Raw genomic sequence first — 17,590 nt, 5'->3', positions numbered from 1 at the left:
AATATGTTTATAAAAAATTGTAGTAAGTGTAATAATTTAGAACCAGGATATTATAAAGGAATAGTTATTAATTATAAATGCATTAGTAAGGATGTAATTTACAATGATAGAGTTCTTATTAAAAGTAATATGACGGTAGAAATAGAAGGAAGACTACTAAAAGAACAGAGTGTTTCAGTAATATTAGAGAATATGAATTTAGTTTCAAAGTATGAAGAATTAATGAATGAAGAAGTTGTATTTGAACTTGATTATGACTATGAATATGAAGATGGAACGAGACTTAAGGTAGAAGGTATATATGATATTTCAGAATGGGAAAGGTTGATAAAAGAACAGGAGGAGTATAGAGCATATGAGAGTGTGGGATTAGATGATTATACTATCAGTTTAGTTTTAAATAAAATCAATTAAGTGGAGGTTAACTAATGAGTAATTATTTTGATACTTATGTTGAACAAGTAAGAGATGTAAAAAGAAATGAAGGTAATCAATTATTGAAGTACATAATTAAATTTACTGATACAAGTCATAAATGGGAAGGCTCGTTAAGAGATTTTATATATTTATTATCTAAGTTTAGGGAAAGGGTAGGTGACGAGTACAATTTTCTGGAAAGCTATAAAAAAGAGCATATATTTGAAAAAGAATTAAAGAAAATTAGAACCAACTTATGTATTAGGGGGATTAAAGTTTTTACTAAAAGAACCTATAAAAATGTAAGTATAGTAGTTAGCAAGAATGAGGATAATGATTTTTCAGGATATTACTTTTGTGAGGAGTATATGATGCAGTTTTTTTAGCATTTATATTTTATAAAAGTTTTATTTAGGGAGGTATGAAAGTGGACAACCAAAGGAAAATTGAAGAGATAATTAATGCTTTATCACAAGTAATATTAGATTATATCCAGAAATGTGAGGGTGATAAAGAAATTCTAAATTAATTAATAGTACATAATACTTGATACTAATCAAATTATGATTGGTATCAAGTTAATAAAATAAAAAATGAAAAGGAGTAATTAACATGAAGGAAAGAGAAATGAAAATAGTTAAAGAAATGATTAAGAGAGGAGAGGGAAAGCATAGGTATAATGGGGAGCAAACTCTAGTTAGATTATCAATAGAAATACCTACTGAAAGTATAACAAAATTAATTAAAAAACTTAAAGCCTTATCTATAGTACCAAGAGCTATATTTAAAACTGAAAGGGGTTTTACTATAGAGTGGTGGGCTATGAATATTCAAATGATTTTTGATGAAAATAATTATATTAGATTAATTGAAGAGTTCTTAGAGTATGTGGAAAGCATAGGCTTTGGTGAGTGGACATTTGATATTGGCTGTTTAGGTGACGATGTACCAACCATATTTGATGATTCAATAGTAATAGTTAATCCTAGATTTACAGTAGAAAACTTCAATAATACTGGAGAAATAGAGATAGTTGCTTAAATTTAGTACATATAAATTATATAGTTAACAACAAATGGAAAATATTGAAGTGCTGAAATGATAATAGCAACAATATTTTCCGTTATAAAAATAGATGTTAAGTATATATTATAAATTAGATAAGATAAAAGTAAATTGGAGGCGTATAAAGATGGATTTTAAAAATTTAGCACATAATATAATAATGGAAAAAAGAAAAAAGCGTATAGCAATATATTGTAGAGTTTCTACTGTTGAACAAGCGGAAGAAGGTTACAGTATTGTTGAACAAGAAAGGCTATTAACTGAATGGTGTAGTAAGATGGATTACATAGTAACCAAGTGTTATTCAGATAGAGGAATTAGTGGAAAAGCTATAAATAATAGACCAGCCTTAAAGGAGTTATTAAAGGATGCAGAAGAAAAAAAGTTTGACATGGTACTTGTGTGGAAGATAAATCGTATTAGTCGTAAATTAACTCATGTATTAGAAATAGCTGAAACGTTAGAAATGAACAATATAGCTTTTAAGTCATATTCAGAGGAGTTTGATAATAGTACTCCAGCTGGTAAAATGCAGTTTCAGATGATGGCTTTAGTTGGAGAATTTGAGAGAGGCACAATAGCTCAGAATGTAAAAATGGGAATGATTGCCAAAAGTAAAGCGGGGGAATGGTGCGGTGGTCAAGTATTAGGATATGACCTAGTTCCACTTGAAAAGCAACAGGGAGCTAAAAGAACTAAAACAGTACTCACTATTAATGAAAGAGAAGCAGAGTCAGTTAGATTTATATTCAATGAATATGCTAGTGGTAAAGGATATAAAGCTATTACTAATCAATTAAATAAGCTAGGTTATAAGACTAAGAAAGGTAATAACTTTTCAGTAGGTTCAATAAGAGATATACTAACTAATCCAGTTTATATAGGTAAAATAAGATATAATGTAAGACAGAATTGGTCAGAAAAAAGGAGAAGAAACATCAATGCGAATCCAATAATAACTGATGGAATACATAAAGCTATTATTGATGAAAAGCTATGGGATAAGGTACAAGCAATTTTAGAAAGCAAGAAGGGTAAGCCTTCAAGAATATATGACGGAGAATATCCACTAACAGGAATACTAAGATGTCCTAAATGTGGAGCTGGAATGGTAATAATGAGAACAACAAACACATTAAAAGATGGAAGTAAAAGAAGAATAGCTTACTATGCTTGTGGAAATTGGAAGAATAAAGGTATAGCAATATGTAGCAGTAATTCAATAAGAGTTGATAAGGCTAATGAGTATGTATTTAGTAAGTTATCAGAGTTATTATCTAATGATAAAATGGTGAAAACAATAGTTGATAATGTTAATAAGGAAAGAATTAGAAAGGTAAATCCTGCAAAGAAAGACTTATCAAAAATAGATAATGAATTAGAGAAGCTAGATAAAAAAAGGGCTAAGTTATTTGAAGCTTATGAGGATGAGATAATAACTAAGGAAGAGTTTAAGTTAAGAAAAGAAGAACTAATGAAGAGATTTAAGACTTTAGAAGAAGAGAAAGCTCCATTATTAGTAACACTTTCAGATGATGTAAATGAGGAAGTGCCATATGAACTTGTTAAAAGTATCTTAGAAAACTTTAGTAAGGTATTAACTGAAAGTTCAACAAGAGAGCAACAGAAGAAGTTATTACATATGATAATTTCAGAAATAACTATTAATGAATTAAGGGAGATTGATTCAATTAAGATTAAATTAGATGATAACTTAATAAATTATTTAAGTAATGAAGAAGGAGTATCTATAAAGGGTACTCCTTCTTCATTTATGTTAAGAAATGTTGGGATAAAGACATTGAATTTAGATATTGCTATATAGATATCACCAGAATGTAATATTGAGGTTGTTATTAGATGAAATTATAATATATAGTATATAGAGTTAATTTATATATAATAGTAAGAAAATTGAATATTATAGTAGAATTAGTTGTATATAAATTTAATGATATAAATATATAATTTTACAGGGAGAACCTCAATGAGAAAAGAAAACATGAATTTAGGAAGAACTACATATATTAACAATGGTATAGATATGGCAAATATTTTCTTTAATATTTCTAAAGAAGATGAGAAGACATCAAAAATTTTATATGAAAAAGGATATTATAATCAATCTGTTTATTTTTGTATACAATCTATGGAAAAGTATGTGAAGTTTTTTATTTGTAAAAAAGTTGATATATCAAATAAATATTTTGCAAATAAAATAAGAGAAACAGGACATTCAATAGATAGTTCAATAGATTTTCTTATAGAAATTATAGCTGGTAATGATAATTTACTAAGAGAGCAAATCAGTAATCAAATTAAAAATCAAATATTGCATGGAGTAAAGCTTTCAAGATTGTATAATGCAGTTAGATATCCTTTTTACAGTGAATATAATAAAAGCTATAAAATTTTAAAAATGTCACTAATAGATTGTAAAGAGATGTATATGATGTTTGAAGCACTTAAAAAAATGTTACAAGATTTAGGTAGAATTTAAATATATATTTTTTATGTTAAAAATATTAGTATAAAGAATTTTAATTTAAATAAAACTTAATAAATTATTTAAGCAATGAAGAAGGAGTATCTATGAAGGGTACTACTTCTTCTTTTGGGTTAAGAAATGTTGGAATAAATACATTGAATTTAGATATTGCAATATAAGTTAAAATGTTATAATTATGGTAATAAGAAAGTTTGAGTAATTATATGTACAATTTAATAAAAGGAGAGAAAATATGGCAATACCTACTTATGAGCAATTAATGCTTCCTTTATTAGAAATATTAAGAAATAAAAATATTTATACAAATAAAGAATGTATAGATATATTGGCTGAAAAGTTAAATATTACAGAGAAAGAGTTAAGAGAACTTTTGCCAAGTGGAAAAAAGAAAGTTTTTTATGATAGAGTGAATTGGGCAAAAACATATATGAAAAAAGCAGGATTAGTAGAAGCACCTAGAAGAGGAACAATTAGGATTACACAATTAGGATTAGAGTTACTACAGGAAAATCCATTAGAGATAAAGTCAAAAGATTTATTAAGATATAGTAGTTTCAATGATTTTATTAATGCTAGTAATAGAAATGAAGAAAATAGTGCAATTAATGAAGTATCATTAAATGAAAAAACACCCTCAGAAGAAATTGCAAATGCTTTTGAAAACTTAAAAACTTCATTAGCAGATGAAATATTAGAAAAAATTAACTCATGTTCATTTGATTTCTTTGAGAAATTAGTAATAGAACTATTAATAAAGATGGGGTATGGAGGTTCAAGAGAAGAAGCAGGAAGAGCAACTAAGAAAACTGGTGATGAGGGTATAGATGGAATAATTAATGAAGATAGACTTGGACTAGATAGTATATACATTCAAGCCAAGAGGTGGAAAGATACAGTAGTTGGCAGACCAGAAATTCAAAAATTTTCTGGAGCATTAGATACTCCAGGAGCAAGTAAGGGGATTTTTATAACAACTTCAACCTTTTCTAAAGAAGCTAGAGAATATGTTAAGGCTATAAATACGAAAAATATAGTTTTAATAGATGGAATGCAGTTAGCACAGTATATGATTGAATTTAATGTTGGAGTATCAACAGAAATAATATATGAAGTGAAAAAAATAGATACAGATTACTTTATTGAGGAATAAATTTTTAGTTATATAAATTGGAATTCAACATAAAGAATATGAGTAATAAATTTCTAATTATAATGATGAAAGGATGGTATGTATGACAATTTACATTACTAAAGAATGGAAAGGTTATGGTAAGCAAAATTATTATTGGAATGAGTACAGACTTGAAGGAGACGAAGTTGTTAAGTACAAGTGTCACAGGCAGAAGTTCTTCGATGGTGATGAAAATAATTGGCATGAAGATGAGCAGATTGAACAATCTTGGAAAATTGATGACCCTAATATGCCAGATTGGCTGAAAAAGTATATATAATTTAAATAAAACGAAATTTTGAACTTTTTATAATAGATAAAAAACCTCACTTAACATCGATACGGAGAACCGTATCATAAGTAAATGAGGTTTTTACTGAAATTAGGTTAATAAATAAGGGAATTTGAGAAGGGGAGGGTTGAGAATATTATCATTTAAGTAAGCCTTTATATATAGAACTTTAGTGATAAATTATATGTGGAATTGATATATAAATAATATTATTAATTTAATGTTAAGAGTGTTAATTTATGAAATTAGCACTTTTATATTTATAATATAATTGAAACTTTATGTTATTATGTATTTATAAAATAAATTCATTTTGATATATATTATATAAAATGGAGGAAAATATAAATGAAAATTAATATATTAATTGTTGAAGATGAAAAAGAAATAAGGGAAGGCGTAAGTGAATATCTAGCAGAGGTTGGATATAGCGTTATAAGTGCAGAAGATGGAATGCAAGCAATAGAATTATTTAAGAATAATAAAATTGATTTAGTAATTTTAGATATAATGCTTCCAAAGGCTAACGGATTTGTTGTTTTAAATAAAATTAGACAAGAAAGCAATGTTCCAGTAATTATGTTAACAGCAATGAGTGATGATTATACCCAAATTATGAGTTTTGATGAAGAGGCAGATGATTATATTACAAAGCCATTTTCAATAATAGTTTTACATAAAAGAATAGAAGCACTTCTTAGAAGAGGAGTAAAAGTTAGTGAAAATAAAAAGTGGTGTTATGGAGATATAGAAATTGATTTTGAAGGATATTCAGCAAGAAAGAATGGCGAAAATATTGATTTAAAACCTAAGGAAATAAAATTAATAGAGTTATTATTAAAGTATGAGGGAAAGGTTTTAACAAGAGCACAAATCTTAGATAATTTATGGAGGATTGAAGAAGCACCAAATGATAGGGTTATTGATGTATATATTAAAAATATAAGAAAAAAGTTGTTATTAGATTGTATAGTAACAGTTAAGGGAATTGGATATAAATTTGAGGAGCAATGATGAATAAGTTAAAGCTATTTTCAAAAACATATATATTTACCATGGGGATAATAAGTGTAATAATTTTAATTTCAAATGTTTTAATTTATTTAGCATTACCCAAGGTATATGTGAATAATAAACAAAAGGAAGCTGATAAAATTATTGAAGATTTAATTGAACAAGTAAATAAATCTGATAATAAGGAATCATTTAAGATAGCAAAGAATTTTGCTGAAAAATATAATATTCAAGTTTTACTTACTATAGGAGATGAAAAAAGGGTATTTCAAGGTTTGCACAAAGTAGATATATATGTTAATGAAGAGGAAATTACAGAAAACTCTTTAATAATTCCTAATTTAAGTGGTGAAAATATTATAGAAAGTTTTGATGATGAAAATGGAGAAATATTCGGTCAATATATTAATATAAATAATTTATCAATAATAAAAAGTAGGGACTTTAAAAAAAGTAATGATGTAAATGGAAGTGCTAAAATAGTAATGGATTTAGAATCATTCACAGAAACAAGAGATATTATATTAAAAATACTTCCATATTCTATTTTTATAAGCTTGCTTATAGCACTTATTGCATCATATATATATGCAAGAAAAATTACAACTCCAATAAAAGAAATTTGTGATGTTACAAAAAAAATGGAGAATTTAAATAAAGAAGCCTTTTGTGAGGTAAAAACTGAAGATGAAATAGGAATATTAGCAGCTAATGTAAATAGTTTATATGAAAATTTATTAAATACAATTGTATCATTGGAAGAGGAAATAAAAAATGTAAGTGAATCTGAAAAAATTAAGGTGGATTTTTTAAGAAGCGCATCACATGAGCTTAAGACACCACTAATGAGTATGTATATAATGATTGAAAATATGCTATATGATATAGGAAAATATAAAAATCATTATATATATTTAGAAAAATGTAAGGATATAGTTAGTGAATTAAGTAAAATGGTTCAGGAAATTTTAGATACTTCAAAACTTAATATAATAAATAATAAAAATGAAAGTGTATTAGATTTAGGTAGTTTAGTTCAAAAGAACATAGAACCATATAAATTAATAGCTAAGTCAAAGAAAATTAATATTAAAATGAATTTAAAAGAGTCTTTTAATATTAAAGTAGATGAAAAATTATTTACTAAAGCAATTTCTAATATTATTTCTAATGCAGTAAATTATACTGATGAAGGAAAGGAAATAAGAATATATATAAAAGATAAAAAACTTATTATAGAAAATGATTGTAAGCCAATTTCAGAAGAACATTTAGCACATATTTTTGAGGCATTTTATAGAGTTGATTTTGATAGAAATAAGAGTAGTGGGGGGAATGGGTTAGGATTATACATAGTTCAACAAATTTTAAAAATGTATAATTTAGATTATTCTTTTAAATCAATATTAACTGGAATGAGTTTTGAAGTTGATTTTAATTAATTATTTGAAATTTGTTCATGTTTAATAAAAAATAAAATAGTTGAAAAATAACGGGTATTAGATTAATAATATCCTTATTTTTTTATAAAAAATAATTTAATTAATACGATTCTTAATGAATTTTATAAACTTAATTTTTAAATTTCATAAATATTTCATATTAGGTTGATAGAATGTACTCAAGTTAATAAACAAGGAGGACATAAATATGAATGTATTTAAGAGATCAATATTATATATAACAAGAAAAAAAATAAAAAGTATTATTATGTTATTTATATTATTTGGAATAGCAACGGCAGTTTTAAGTGGAATTTCAATTAAAAAGGCAGCAAATATAGCAAGACAAGATTCAAACAAGGATATGGCAAATACTTTTGAATTACAAGCTAATTTTGCGGGTAATTTTGAAGGAACAATTCCAGAAAATTTAATTGATAAGGTTTCAAAGGTAGAAGGTGTTAAGAATTATGATGCAGCAATTCAAGGAGCTGGTTTAGATTTAGAAAATGTAAATTATATAAAACCTGAAAAAAATGTAGTTCAATATAATGATGATTATAAATATGAAAAACTTTTTTCTGTAGAAGCACATAAAAGTTCAGAATATGATATTAAGTTTATAAGTAAATCATTAAAGCTGATTGATGGTAGACATATTGTTGCTACTGATAAAAACAAGGTATTAATTCATAAGGCTTTAGCAGAAGCAAATAATTTAAAAGTTGGAGATACTATAAAAGCAACAAAGAGTGCTGGAGATTTTAATGCATCAACTTTATCTAAAAGTGATTATGACCTTGAAATTGTAGGTATTTTTGAAAGTGAAAATACTGAAAGAGCTGGACATAAATTAGAAATGCCAGAAAATCTTTTAATTACTGATGTAGATACTATTAAAACTTTATATGGATATTCAGATGGAAATGTAAAATATACAAATGCTACTTTCAATACAGATACTGATGTAGATAAAGTAACATCAAAATTTAAAGATATTTCTACTGATTGGAATAAGTATACAATAGTAAAAAGTGAAGATACATTTTTAGCTTTATCTAAGTCTTTTGATTCTTTAGATAAGATTATAAATATGGTTTTAATTGGAGCAATAATAGCTGGAGTAATAATACTTTCATTAGTGTTAGCATTTTGGATTCAAGGAAGAGTTCATGAAACCGGTATATTACTTTCAATAGGAATTTCAAAGTTTAATATTATTTATCAATATATAATTGAATTATTACTTATAAGTATATTAGCTTTTGGAGGATCATATTTCTCAAGTAAGGTAATTTCACAAAATATAGGAAATACAATAGTTGCACAAGCAGGTAAGCAAGCGGTTCAAGACGTTCAAAGTGGATTTGGAGGATTTTCATTAGGAAATGATGTTAATAGTTCTTTAGCAACTCGTACAGTAGATGAAATAGATGTAAAAGTAGAGTTTGAAGAATTAATTTATGTATATGTTATAGGAACAGTTATTATCATACTTTCAGTAATGGCATCATCAGCATCAATAATTAGATTAAAACCAAAAGAAATATTATCCAAAATGAGCTAGGAGGAAAATAAATGTCAATTTTAGCATTAAATAAAGTTAATTATTCATATAAAAATGGAAAAAAAGTTTTAAATGATATAAGCATGGAATTTGAAGAAGGAAAACTTTACGCTATTTTAGGGGCTTCGGGTTCAGGAAAGTCAACGTTATTATCACTATTGGCTGGATTAGATGAACCTAGAAATGGCGAAATATTATATAATAATCAAAATATAAAAGTAAAGGGATATGAGAATCATAGAAAAAGCAATATTTCATTAATATTTCAAAATTATAATTTAATTGATTATATGACACCTTTAGAAAATTTAAAAATAGTTAATCCCAAGGTGAATAAGAAAATATTAAACAATTTAGGGTTAGCTGATGATGAAATTAATAGAAACGTATTACAACTATCAGGGGGACAACAACAGCGTGTTGCCATTGCAAGAACACTTGTTACAGATTCACCAGTAATATTAGCAGATGAGCCAACGGGGAATTTAGATAGTGATACAGCTGATGAAATTATAGAAATATTAAAAACAAGTGCACATAAACATGGAAAGTGTGTAATAGTGGTTACTCATAGTAAGGAATTAGCTAAAAAAGTAGATGTTGTACTTGTTCTAAAAAATAAAAAACTAACACAGATTAATTAATAAAAATTATATTATTAACAATAAGTTTTTAGAAGGAATAATTAAGTATGAAAGTAAAACATTTTAAAGATGTAAATTTAATAAGTAAAGTACTATATGTTATTTCAATAATTATATTAGCATATACATTATTAACTATATATAATTCACATGTATATATATTATCACTTGTAGCATCAGGTAAGATTGTGGTAAGTAAAAGTATATTAGTGGTAATAACATATTACATTAATTCATCATTACCGTATGCATTTTATTCAATAGCAACATTTTCTATGGGATATATTATCAATGAATTAAATGTTAAAAGGGAAGTAGAAAAAGATATAAAAACTGATTTAGAAGACTTTAATAAATTAAATGAAGATGATAATGAATTAGAAGAATTAATAGAATATTTAAAAGATTAACTAGCTGTTAAGGATTAATTTAGAAAACTCTTGATATTCACTTGAGAAAGTTATTATGATGTTAGGGTAATGGGGCAAGATGGTAAGGGATAACTAAAGTAAGTTTTGAGAAGGAGTATCAGTTAAGGGTGCTCCTTCTTCTTTTAGGTTAAGAAGTTTTGGAGCAACTATGTTGAATTTGAACATTACTATATAGAATAATATGGGGATGTAGATCATAATTAAATTATAATTTTAAAAGTATATTAGAAAAGGAGAAAAGTAATGAGCAAGTTTACAACCTCACTTAACACCGATACGGAGAACCGTATCATAAATAAGTGAGGTTTTTACTAAAATTGTAAATAGAAATAGGGTTATAAGGGATTAAGACTTTTACTTATATTTAATATATAGGTAAGGGTTTTTATTTACAATAAAAGAATAAATATTATCGATATAATTAATATACGATTTAGTTATGTATTAAACTATTTTAATAGAGGATTAGTATTTAAAATTAGAGGTGGATTAGTGAATTAAAAATTTTACTTTTATTTGATTTAATTTTAAGTGTATTGTTAGGATTTGTTATAAATTCTTTTATAACAAGTAACATAGTTACTATGTTCTTTCAAGAGATGGATAGCCTATATGTTTTATTATCTATAATAGTGTTAATAATGAAAATTTTATTTATTTTTATTACAATGAGGTTATGTAGAACAAAAAAAGTAAATATTTATGTATTTAAATTTCTCTTTTCACTTTACATAGGTATTATGCTTATATTGTTATTCGGAACAGAAATAAGAGATACTGCCATAAGCATTACTATTTATCTGTTATTTAACTTTTTAGACTTTGAAGTATTATTTCAAAACATTTTTAATGCAATATTATTTTTTCTATAGAGTATTTATTAAAAAATAAATCAACTAAATACGTTGCAGTATATTTATTTACAGGTGTTATTACAATTGAAGCCATTCAATTATTCACTAATAGAGGTGTTTTTTATATATGTGATATTATCCTTAATATGTTAGGAATAATTATAGGGTATTATTTTACTAAAAACATTATGTGTAAGTTTCAATTTAGTGAATAGAATTAGGTGAATAATTTGAAGTTATTGCGAATTAATTAATAAAATTTGTTCTTTGAAAATTGAATAGTACGGTATTTATATAGTATAATATGTAAATAAATATCTAAATAATTTTAAATATTAATATGATTAGGGGGGAAATACTATGATTAATAATACTTTTACGAACAGGAGTAAATTGGTTAAAATAATGCACACTATTCTATTTATTATTACAGGTTTATATCTATTAGAAACTATACTTTTTACTGGATTATTTACTAATATTATTTTAGCTTGTACTAATATTATAGTAAGTATTATTACTCTTGTAATAGCAATCATAAAGAAAGAGAGTAAATTAGCTTTGATTGATTTGGCTATTTTATTAGGAACTTCAGTAATATTTACATACGTAATTAATTTATAGAAGAGAATTTTTAGTAACTTAAAATTTATGAAAATAAAATTAAATAGAACGGTATTTTCAAAATATAATATAATTGACTAATAATTATATTATTAAGCGATTTATTTGATTATTAAATTGATCAATAAATATGAATTTGCAGTGAGGGTGAACTTTGTGGAATATGGTATATTAACTTTAATGTTTATTAGTTTAATCTTACTTTATATAAAAATAACTGAATTAAAGAAACAAGTTAAATCTCAACAGATACAGATTGATAACTTGTGTAAAGAAACTGGAAATCAGCAATTAGCTACATATTTTATTTCTGATGAAGAAAAAGAATATATAGTTCATCTGAAAAACAGTGGTAAAGAAGTTGAAGCTGTTAAAAAGTTGAGAGAAGTTACTTCTATGGATTTAGTACAGGCAAAGAATTATATTGATGCACTATAAATTTCAATTTATTGCTGAGTTAATTCGGAATCTTAAGTTATTACAAAGATAAAATTAAATATATATTATTATATAGGAAATCTAAAACTCTTACTTGTATTGAATATACAGGTGAGAGTTTTTTATATTTATAGGGGGAAATATATAATGAGGAAGATTTATTTAAAGAATCAATTAAAAGAATTAAAGGAATATCCAATAGAAGTTATTGATAGTATATCTGAAACTATAGAAATACTAGATGATAATTATGGAGCAAATAGAGATATATATAACGATTTGGGTGGATATGTATTAATAGAAGAAAATATCGCAGATATCGAAATACTGAAACAATATAAGTTACAAGGTTTAATACCAGAATATACTGATATCATTGAATGTAGTGAAGGAGTTAATTGGACTTCTTCACTATTTTTACTTTCTAGTGATTTTTCAATCGTAGTAGTAATAACAGAAGAACTTTCTAAATTCCTACTAGAATAAGATAAGGAGGTTGAAATAATGTGAGTAAGAAAAGTGAAGAAAAGATAATCAAGGAAACTAAATACTGTAAGATAAAAAGCCAAGGAAAAGTTGGAGAAGGAGAGTACACATACTCAATAGAGAAAATCTACATAAAAGAACTAAAGAGAGATGAAGTAAGGTTCTGTGTCTACAAGGCAACTAGAAGAGGTGATGAAACATACATTCTAAGAAGTATTGATGTAACAGAACTAGAACTAATAGAGTTAATAAAAGAGGCAATAAGAGAGAAAGTATTTTCAGAAGGCTTCATTGAAATATTAAAACAAGAAATAAATAAAATCTAAAAGTCTTAATTGCTATAAAGATAGTGATTAAGACTTTTTTACATTTAAATAAAAGTATAGAAAGAGGGAGTATAAATGTTTAATAAAGATAATGTATTCATTGCAGTTAATGAAGAGGTTTCTTCAATAATTCAGCAATATATAATAAGAGAAATTAAGAAGGTATTAGATAAATATAAGAGTATAGCAACAGAAGAAATAAGTAGTGTAGAAAAATTAATAAACAGTATAAGCAATGAAGAGTTAAAGGAGCAATTCCTAAATGATTTGAGTATGTCAGTAAAGATAGCAAAAGAAATTGGAGAAAATGAAGTTGATGATAGGATAATTTCTATGTACCAAAATCTAAAAGGTAATGGATTAGAAGAATTATCAATAGGGCATGTTATTAATTGGTGTAATGAGTTAGATGAACAAGGTTATGTAATGATTGATGATTATAGCATAATTTATAAAAGTTCAGCTAATCTAAAAGATATTTCAAGAGAATTATTAGATGAGATTCTTGATGATGCAATTCATGTTGATTCCTTAATAGATAAGGACTCATTAGTTGAATATTGGATAGAACAAACAAGTAAAGAAGAAGTAATAGATGATTTAATTAGAGGAAATAATATTGAAGAGCTATTATGACTTGTTCCAGAAGCAATTGAAGAAGTAAAAAAAGAAATTGAAGATACATTTAGTATCAAAAAAAGAAATTAATGCTTCACTTTCAGCATTAAATATGTCACTAATGGCAGAGTCTTTTGGACTAGGTGTATTATATAGTGGATTTTTCTCAGAGGTAGTAAAGTACTCACCAAAATTACGAAAGCTTTAAAATTTAATATCTAATGGCCATGTAGTTACAAAATTAGTAATTGTATATCCGGATATAAAATATAGACGTACTACATAAAAATAAGCTGAAATTGTTAATGTAAGTAGAGAAGGAAGAAAAAATTATTATTATCTTGATTCAAAGGAGTCTCAGTAAGAAACACTAACTGAGCTTATAAATTTTATATTTACTGGAGTACAGCATATTAGCAAAGATGATTCAAGAAAAAAGTAATAAACCAGTGGAATTCTAACAATAAATTAAATGCAATAATATTAGCTTAATATTTCTGTTTAAGCAATTAATATCATAGTAAAAGGCTAGTTTTAATTTTAATACGCAATTCAACTAGCCCTTATTTTAATAGGTAACTTAATATTTAAAAATCACATTTAAATATATTCTAAAAAAGCAATTTTTAAATGAGCTTGAAAGATATATTTATTTTGGGCAAATATATCTTACCCTGCCATTAGTATTTTTACCATATTCAATAGCCTCTTTTTGACATCGACAAATGCGTGCCATGCAATGGTTAAAATTGTTTCCCCAATTTGGCTTTCTATTTTCAAGATGAATGTTTCCTAGTGGATAAACATTTTCACATTTTCTGCAAGAAATACAAGCATTTGTTGAATAAAAATTTTTTAAAATTAATAAGTATTGGGTAAAAAATAACATTTTATTGTTATGATCTTTATTTTTATCTAATGGAAATCTGCATATAATGTTTATATAGCATCGCAAATCGATTATTTTGAGAGTGCTTCCAAGGTTTACTCTTACCGCAGAAATGAAGTACTACTGTATTTCTAGTAATCCAATCCATATCATAATTACCGCCACTTCTTAGAAGATAATTAGAATACTTTCGAGCATCATAATTCCAGATAGCATCATCTAAAGGAAGAGTTTGTTTTCCATACAAATAATTAAAGATATCCTGGTCTGGAAGTAAAAGTTCTTCCTTATGCTCTCTTACGCATTGAAAAATTTCTTCTACATTAACAATGGAACGTGCCTTTGTTAAATCCATAAGCATAACACCGGAATTGTAGTAATCATGATCTACTCTTAATCGGACACGATTAATATCATTTATAACTCCGGTAACCCCTACATGAGATGCAGCGGCAAATATGTAGTTTCCAAGTTCAGTTTCCCATAAAGGGCGAATTGAATTAATAATAAGGATATCCGGATCAAGATAAAGAATTTTCTTTATTGATTTGGGAAGAATAAGCGGAGCTAGTAGGCGATAATACATTTCTTGTGGATATCTCTTTGAAACAGGAGCATTTTTAAACACGGAGCGTTCTACATTTATAGATGTCATAGCCGCCCCTTGCTTTGCACAATATTCTTCAACTTCCTGTAGCATCTCTAGTGGAATCTCGCTGTGCAGTAACCAAATATGAAATGTTTCTCTTGGATTATTTAACACTAGCGATTTCAGCATCGTCTGAAATGGTGGAATATAATTTTTATCAAAGGTAACAAGTAAATCTATTCTATTAGATGACATATATTCAATTCTCTCCTTTATTAATTATAATAATAAAAACACATACTGCTGCATAAAGAGCACAGAATATGTCCCTTCTCTTTAGCAGATGAATTTGATATTTAATAAAGTTTATTCTATATTATGTTAGACTAATTATTTTTAGAGCTTTATTATTTTCTATTTGAGCAGCTTTAATTGAATAGAAACCACTTTTACAAAGACCTAAGGCTCCCATTTTATCTGTATCAATATATTATATATACCTCTCTATGATATAAATTATAGTGACTAATATTTTACTTTTCAATATAAAAGGATTAACACTTAAACTTAACTTTAAATCAAGGGAGTAAAGGAGTTTTATTAAATAATTTTAAATGATAAAATTTAATATAGAAAAGCAGTATTTTATATTTCAAGATAATGAACAAAGTAAAGTTTGAGTATGATGAATACGCATATGAAAATAAATTTAATAATCTGAGTAGCGATGTTTTTAGTTGTAGTTACTTGATTAGAAATTGTAGTAACTACACTATATATAGCAGAGTAAGAATAATATTAATTATAACTGATAGATAAATCTAGGATTAATAATAATTATTGTGTGGTTAGATTGTATATTGTAAGTATAGCTGTAAATAATTATAAGAAATAGTTGATATAAATAGTGAATCAAGATAAACATATATAATAAGTATGTATTTTAGAAAAGCTCAAGAATTGAGTAAATATATATTTATCAAAGAATTTTGATTAGGAGAAAATATATGAAAAAGAACTTATATGAATATAAAGAAAAAATAATGAAGTTACCATTAAAAGATAAATACACTAAAGAAGAGTTATTAATTAAAGACTTTTTAGTAGATAGTGAAAATAGCATAGAGATATATTATGCGCCACATAATGAGTATTTAAATCCAAAGGCAAAGATATTTATTATTGGAATAACTCCAGGATTTCAACAAATGAGTACAGCAATTGCAACAGCTAGAAAGGAATTTGAGTTAGGGAGTGATATTAAAGAAATTCAATATAAGTGTAAGGTGGCAGGAAGGTTTAGTGGAGTAATAAGAAAAAATATAATAAGTATGTTAGATGAGATAAATTTAAATAAATCCTTAAGAATTAATAGCTGTAGTGAGCTATTTAATGAAAAAGATTATTTACTACATACAGTTTCTTTAATCCCTTATCCTGTTTTTGCTAAAAAACAAAATTACTCTGGGCATACTCCTAAATTAATAAAGAGTGAATTTTTAATGAAGTATATTTATGAAAATTTTATTGATGAGTTTAATAGTTTGGATAACTATAAAGATATTTTATTAATACCACTAGGTAGGGCGGTAGAAGAAGTCTTACTTTACCTAGAAAATAAGGGACTTATAAAAGAGGAACAAATACTAAAGGATTTTCCACATCCTTCAGGGGCTAACGTAAATAGAGTAAAACAGTTAAAAGAAAATAAAGATAATATGGTCAATTTTATTAATAAATTTAATTTTAAATAATTAAAAAGTAAAATAATAAATATAGTGGTATAAAAGGGAGGATTTTTATGACAACACCTGCTAATAATGCATAGCAAGGCTATTGCATTAAGTAATAAGATAAAATTAATAGCCTTTGCTTAAACCTAAATAACATATAAATTTAGGAGGGCATTATGTGTTATATAAAGGCAAAAGAGGTATTACCTTTAGAAATAATTGAGTTAATTCAAAAATATATAGATGGAGAATATATTTATATTCCAAAGAAGGAATGTAATAGCCAGCAATTGGGGAGCAATACAACTACTAGAGACAAAATTAATTTAAGAAACTATAATATTTTTAAGGAATATATGGATGGGGTAAGCAGGAAGGATCTTGCTGAAAAATATTTCTTATCAAAAAAGAGTATAGATAGAATAATCTTAAAAGAAAAGTCTAAATGATATTAAGCCATAAACTATTTTATAGTTTATGG

The 17,590-nt window shown here is 25.8% G+C and carries 21 protein-coding genes; 20 read left to right on the top strand and 1 reads right to left on the bottom strand.

What is annotated here, in order from left to right:
* Positions 1-3 precede the first annotated feature (3 nt).
* The 18 genes from CSBG_RS00390 (at position 4) to CSBG_RS18160 (ending at position 14,106) form a co-directional block, all read left to right on the top strand.
* On the top strand, positions 4-414 hold the full coding sequence (locus tag CSBG_RS00390) for a hypothetical protein (RefSeq protein WP_008676072.1): 411 nt from the start codon (positions 4-6) through the stop codon (positions 412-414).
* Between the two features lie 14 nt (positions 415-428).
* Entirely contained in the window at positions 429-803 is a 375-nt protein-coding gene (locus tag CSBG_RS00385; RefSeq protein ID WP_008676070.1) for a hypothetical protein, read from the top strand.
* A gap of 226 nt (positions 804-1,029) precedes the next feature.
* Positions 1,030-1,458, top strand: coding sequence for a hypothetical protein (locus CSBG_RS00380; protein WP_008676069.1), 429 nt, complete (start codon positions 1,030-1,032; stop codon positions 1,456-1,458).
* A 151-nt stretch (positions 1,459-1,609) separates the two neighbouring features.
* Complete coding sequence (locus CSBG_RS00375; protein ID WP_008676067.1) at positions 1,610-3,307, top strand: recombinase family protein; 1,698 nt, start codon at positions 1,610-1,612, stop codon at positions 3,305-3,307.
* A 162-nt stretch (positions 3,308-3,469) separates the two neighbouring features.
* Positions 3,470-3,982, top strand: a complete 513-nt coding sequence (locus CSBG_RS00370) for a HEPN domain-containing protein (protein ID WP_008676065.1) — start codon at positions 3,470-3,472, stop codon at positions 3,980-3,982.
* Between the two features lie 241 nt (positions 3,983-4,223).
* Positions 4,224-5,141 carry a restriction endonuclease gene (locus CSBG_RS00365; protein ID WP_008676063.1) on the top strand — a complete coding sequence of 306 codons (918 nt, stop codon included), beginning with the start codon at positions 4,224-4,226 and terminating at the stop codon, positions 5,139-5,141.
* 73 nt (positions 5,142-5,214) lie between these two features.
* Complete coding sequence (locus CSBG_RS00360) at positions 5,215-5,442, top strand: hypothetical protein (RefSeq protein WP_147567991.1); 228 nt, start codon at positions 5,215-5,217, stop codon at positions 5,440-5,442.
* A 360-nt stretch (positions 5,443-5,802) separates the two neighbouring features.
* Positions 5,803-6,468: a response regulator transcription factor gene (locus CSBG_RS00355; RefSeq protein ID WP_005211993.1), complete on the top strand. Its 666-nt coding sequence runs from the start codon at positions 5,803-5,805 to the stop codon at positions 6,466-6,468.
* Positions 6,468-7,910 carry a HAMP domain-containing sensor histidine kinase gene (locus CSBG_RS00350; RefSeq protein WP_008676060.1) on the top strand — a complete coding sequence of 481 codons (1,443 nt, stop codon included), beginning with the start codon at positions 6,468-6,470 and terminating at the stop codon, positions 7,908-7,910. The genes CSBG_RS00355 and CSBG_RS00350 overlap by 1 nt, the downstream gene beginning before the upstream one ends.
* 208 nt (positions 7,911-8,118) lie before the next feature.
* Complete coding sequence (locus CSBG_RS00345) at positions 8,119-9,477, top strand: FtsX-like permease family protein (protein ID WP_008676059.1); 1,359 nt, start codon at positions 8,119-8,121, stop codon at positions 9,475-9,477.
* Between the two features lie 11 nt (positions 9,478-9,488).
* The gene (locus CSBG_RS00340; RefSeq protein WP_005212002.1) at positions 9,489-10,121 is read left to right on the top strand and encodes an ABC transporter ATP-binding protein; all 633 of its coding nucleotides are present in this window, start codon (positions 9,489-9,491) and stop codon (positions 10,119-10,121) included.
* 47 nt (positions 10,122-10,168) lie between these two features.
* Complete coding sequence (locus CSBG_RS00335; RefSeq protein ID WP_008676058.1) at positions 10,169-10,531, top strand: hypothetical protein; 363 nt, start codon at positions 10,169-10,171, stop codon at positions 10,529-10,531.
* A gap of 1,235 nt (positions 10,532-11,766) precedes the next feature.
* Positions 11,767-12,030 carry a hypothetical protein gene (locus tag CSBG_RS00330; RefSeq protein ID WP_008676057.1) on the top strand — a complete coding sequence of 88 codons (264 nt, stop codon included), beginning with the start codon at positions 11,767-11,769 and terminating at the stop codon, positions 12,028-12,030.
* A gap of 156 nt (positions 12,031-12,186) precedes the next feature.
* The gene (locus tag CSBG_RS00325; RefSeq protein ID WP_008676056.1) at positions 12,187-12,468 is read left to right on the top strand and encodes a 50S ribosomal protein L7/L12; all 282 of its coding nucleotides are present in this window, start codon (positions 12,187-12,189) and stop codon (positions 12,466-12,468) included.
* A gap of 147 nt (positions 12,469-12,615) precedes the next feature.
* On the top strand, positions 12,616-12,954 hold the full coding sequence (locus tag CSBG_RS00320) for a hypothetical protein (protein ID WP_008676055.1): 339 nt from the start codon (positions 12,616-12,618) through the stop codon (positions 12,952-12,954).
* 20 nt (positions 12,955-12,974) lie between these two features.
* Positions 12,975-13,280 carry a hypothetical protein gene (locus tag CSBG_RS00315; protein WP_008676054.1) on the top strand — a complete coding sequence of 102 codons (306 nt, stop codon included), beginning with the start codon at positions 12,975-12,977 and terminating at the stop codon, positions 13,278-13,280.
* Positions 13,281-13,355: 75 nt separating this feature from the next.
* Positions 13,356-13,916, top strand: a complete 561-nt coding sequence (locus tag CSBG_RS00310; RefSeq protein WP_008676053.1) for a hypothetical protein — start codon at positions 13,356-13,358, stop codon at positions 13,914-13,916.
* A gap of 37 nt (positions 13,917-13,953) precedes the next feature.
* Positions 13,954-14,106: a hypothetical protein gene (locus CSBG_RS18160; protein WP_156804375.1), complete on the top strand. Its 153-nt coding sequence runs from the start codon at positions 13,954-13,956 to the stop codon at positions 14,104-14,106.
* A gap of 703 nt (positions 14,107-14,809) precedes the next feature.
* On the opposite strand, the gene CSBG_RS00305 is transcribed toward CSBG_RS18160, so the two are convergent.
* Positions 14,810-15,631 (bottom strand): glycosyltransferase family 8 protein, encoded by an 822-nt coding sequence (locus CSBG_RS00305; protein WP_008676052.1) that lies wholly within the window; start codon positions 15,629-15,631, stop codon positions 14,810-14,812.
* 752 nt (positions 15,632-16,383) lie between these two features.
* Here CSBG_RS00305 and CSBG_RS00300 point away from each other — a divergent pair.
* On the top strand, positions 16,384-17,130 hold the full coding sequence (locus CSBG_RS00300) for a hypothetical protein (RefSeq protein WP_008676050.1): 747 nt from the start codon (positions 16,384-16,386) through the stop codon (positions 17,128-17,130).
* Positions 17,131-17,285: 155 nt separating this feature from the next.
* Positions 17,286-17,558, top strand: coding sequence for a CD3324 family protein (locus tag CSBG_RS00295; protein WP_008676049.1), 273 nt, complete (start codon positions 17,286-17,288; stop codon positions 17,556-17,558).
* Positions 17,559-17,590: the final 32 nt, after the last annotated feature.

Source organism: Clostridium sp. 7_2_43FAA (assembly GCF_000158375.2).
GTDB lineage: Bacteria > Bacillota > Clostridia > Clostridiales > Clostridiaceae > Clostridium > Clostridium tertium.
The sequence above is the reverse complement of the archived record's forward strand: the minus strand, read 5'-3'. Positions and strand labels throughout refer to the sequence as shown.

What these genes read in the sequence shown, in the direction of transcription:
- CSBG_RS00390 (WP_008676072.1), top strand. Translation starts at nt 4, where the DNA reads ATGTTTATAAAAAATTGTAGTAAGTGTAATAATTTAGAACCAGGATAT.
- CSBG_RS00385 (WP_008676070.1), top strand. Translation starts at nt 429, where the DNA reads ATGAGTAATTATTTTGATACTTATGTTGAACAAGTAAGAGATGTAAAA.
- CSBG_RS00380 (WP_008676069.1), top strand. Translation starts at nt 1,030, where the DNA reads ATGAAGGAAAGAGAAATGAAAATAGTTAAAGAAATGATTAAGAGAGGA.
- CSBG_RS00375 (WP_008676067.1), top strand. Translation starts at nt 1,610, where the DNA reads ATGGATTTTAAAAATTTAGCACATAATATAATAATGGAAAAAAGAAAA.
- CSBG_RS00370 (WP_008676065.1), top strand. Translation starts at nt 3,470, where the DNA reads ATGAGAAAAGAAAACATGAATTTAGGAAGAACTACATATATTAACAAT.
- CSBG_RS00365 (WP_008676063.1), top strand. Translation starts at nt 4,224, where the DNA reads ATGGCAATACCTACTTATGAGCAATTAATGCTTCCTTTATTAGAAATA.
- CSBG_RS00360 (WP_147567991.1), top strand. Translation starts at nt 5,215, where the DNA reads ATGGTATGTATGACAATTTACATTACTAAAGAATGGAAAGGTTATGGT.
- CSBG_RS00355 (WP_005211993.1), top strand. Translation starts at nt 5,803, where the DNA reads ATGAAAATTAATATATTAATTGTTGAAGATGAAAAAGAAATAAGGGAA.
- CSBG_RS00350 (WP_008676060.1), top strand. Translation starts at nt 6,468, where the DNA reads ATGAATAAGTTAAAGCTATTTTCAAAAACATATATATTTACCATGGGG.
- CSBG_RS00345 (WP_008676059.1), top strand. Translation starts at nt 8,119, where the DNA reads ATGAATGTATTTAAGAGATCAATATTATATATAACAAGAAAAAAAATA.
- CSBG_RS00340 (WP_005212002.1), top strand. Translation starts at nt 9,489, where the DNA reads ATGTCAATTTTAGCATTAAATAAAGTTAATTATTCATATAAAAATGGA.
- CSBG_RS00335 (WP_008676058.1), top strand. Translation starts at nt 10,169, where the DNA reads ATGAAAGTAAAACATTTTAAAGATGTAAATTTAATAAGTAAAGTACTA.
- CSBG_RS00330 (WP_008676057.1), top strand. Translation starts at nt 11,767, where the DNA reads ATGATTAATAATACTTTTACGAACAGGAGTAAATTGGTTAAAATAATG.
- CSBG_RS00320 (WP_008676055.1), top strand. Translation starts at nt 12,616, where the DNA reads ATGAGGAAGATTTATTTAAAGAATCAATTAAAAGAATTAAAGGAATAT.
- CSBG_RS00310 (WP_008676053.1), top strand. Translation starts at nt 13,356, where the DNA reads ATGTTTAATAAAGATAATGTATTCATTGCAGTTAATGAAGAGGTTTCT.
- CSBG_RS00305 (WP_008676052.1), bottom strand. Translation starts at nt 15,631, where the DNA reads ATGTCATCTAATAGAATAGATTTACTTGTTACCTTTGATAAAAATTAT.
- CSBG_RS00300 (WP_008676050.1), top strand. Translation starts at nt 16,384, where the DNA reads ATGAAAAAGAACTTATATGAATATAAAGAAAAAATAATGAAGTTACCA.
- CSBG_RS00295 (WP_008676049.1), top strand. Translation starts at nt 17,286, where the DNA reads ATGTGTTATATAAAGGCAAAAGAGGTATTACCTTTAGAAATAATTGAG.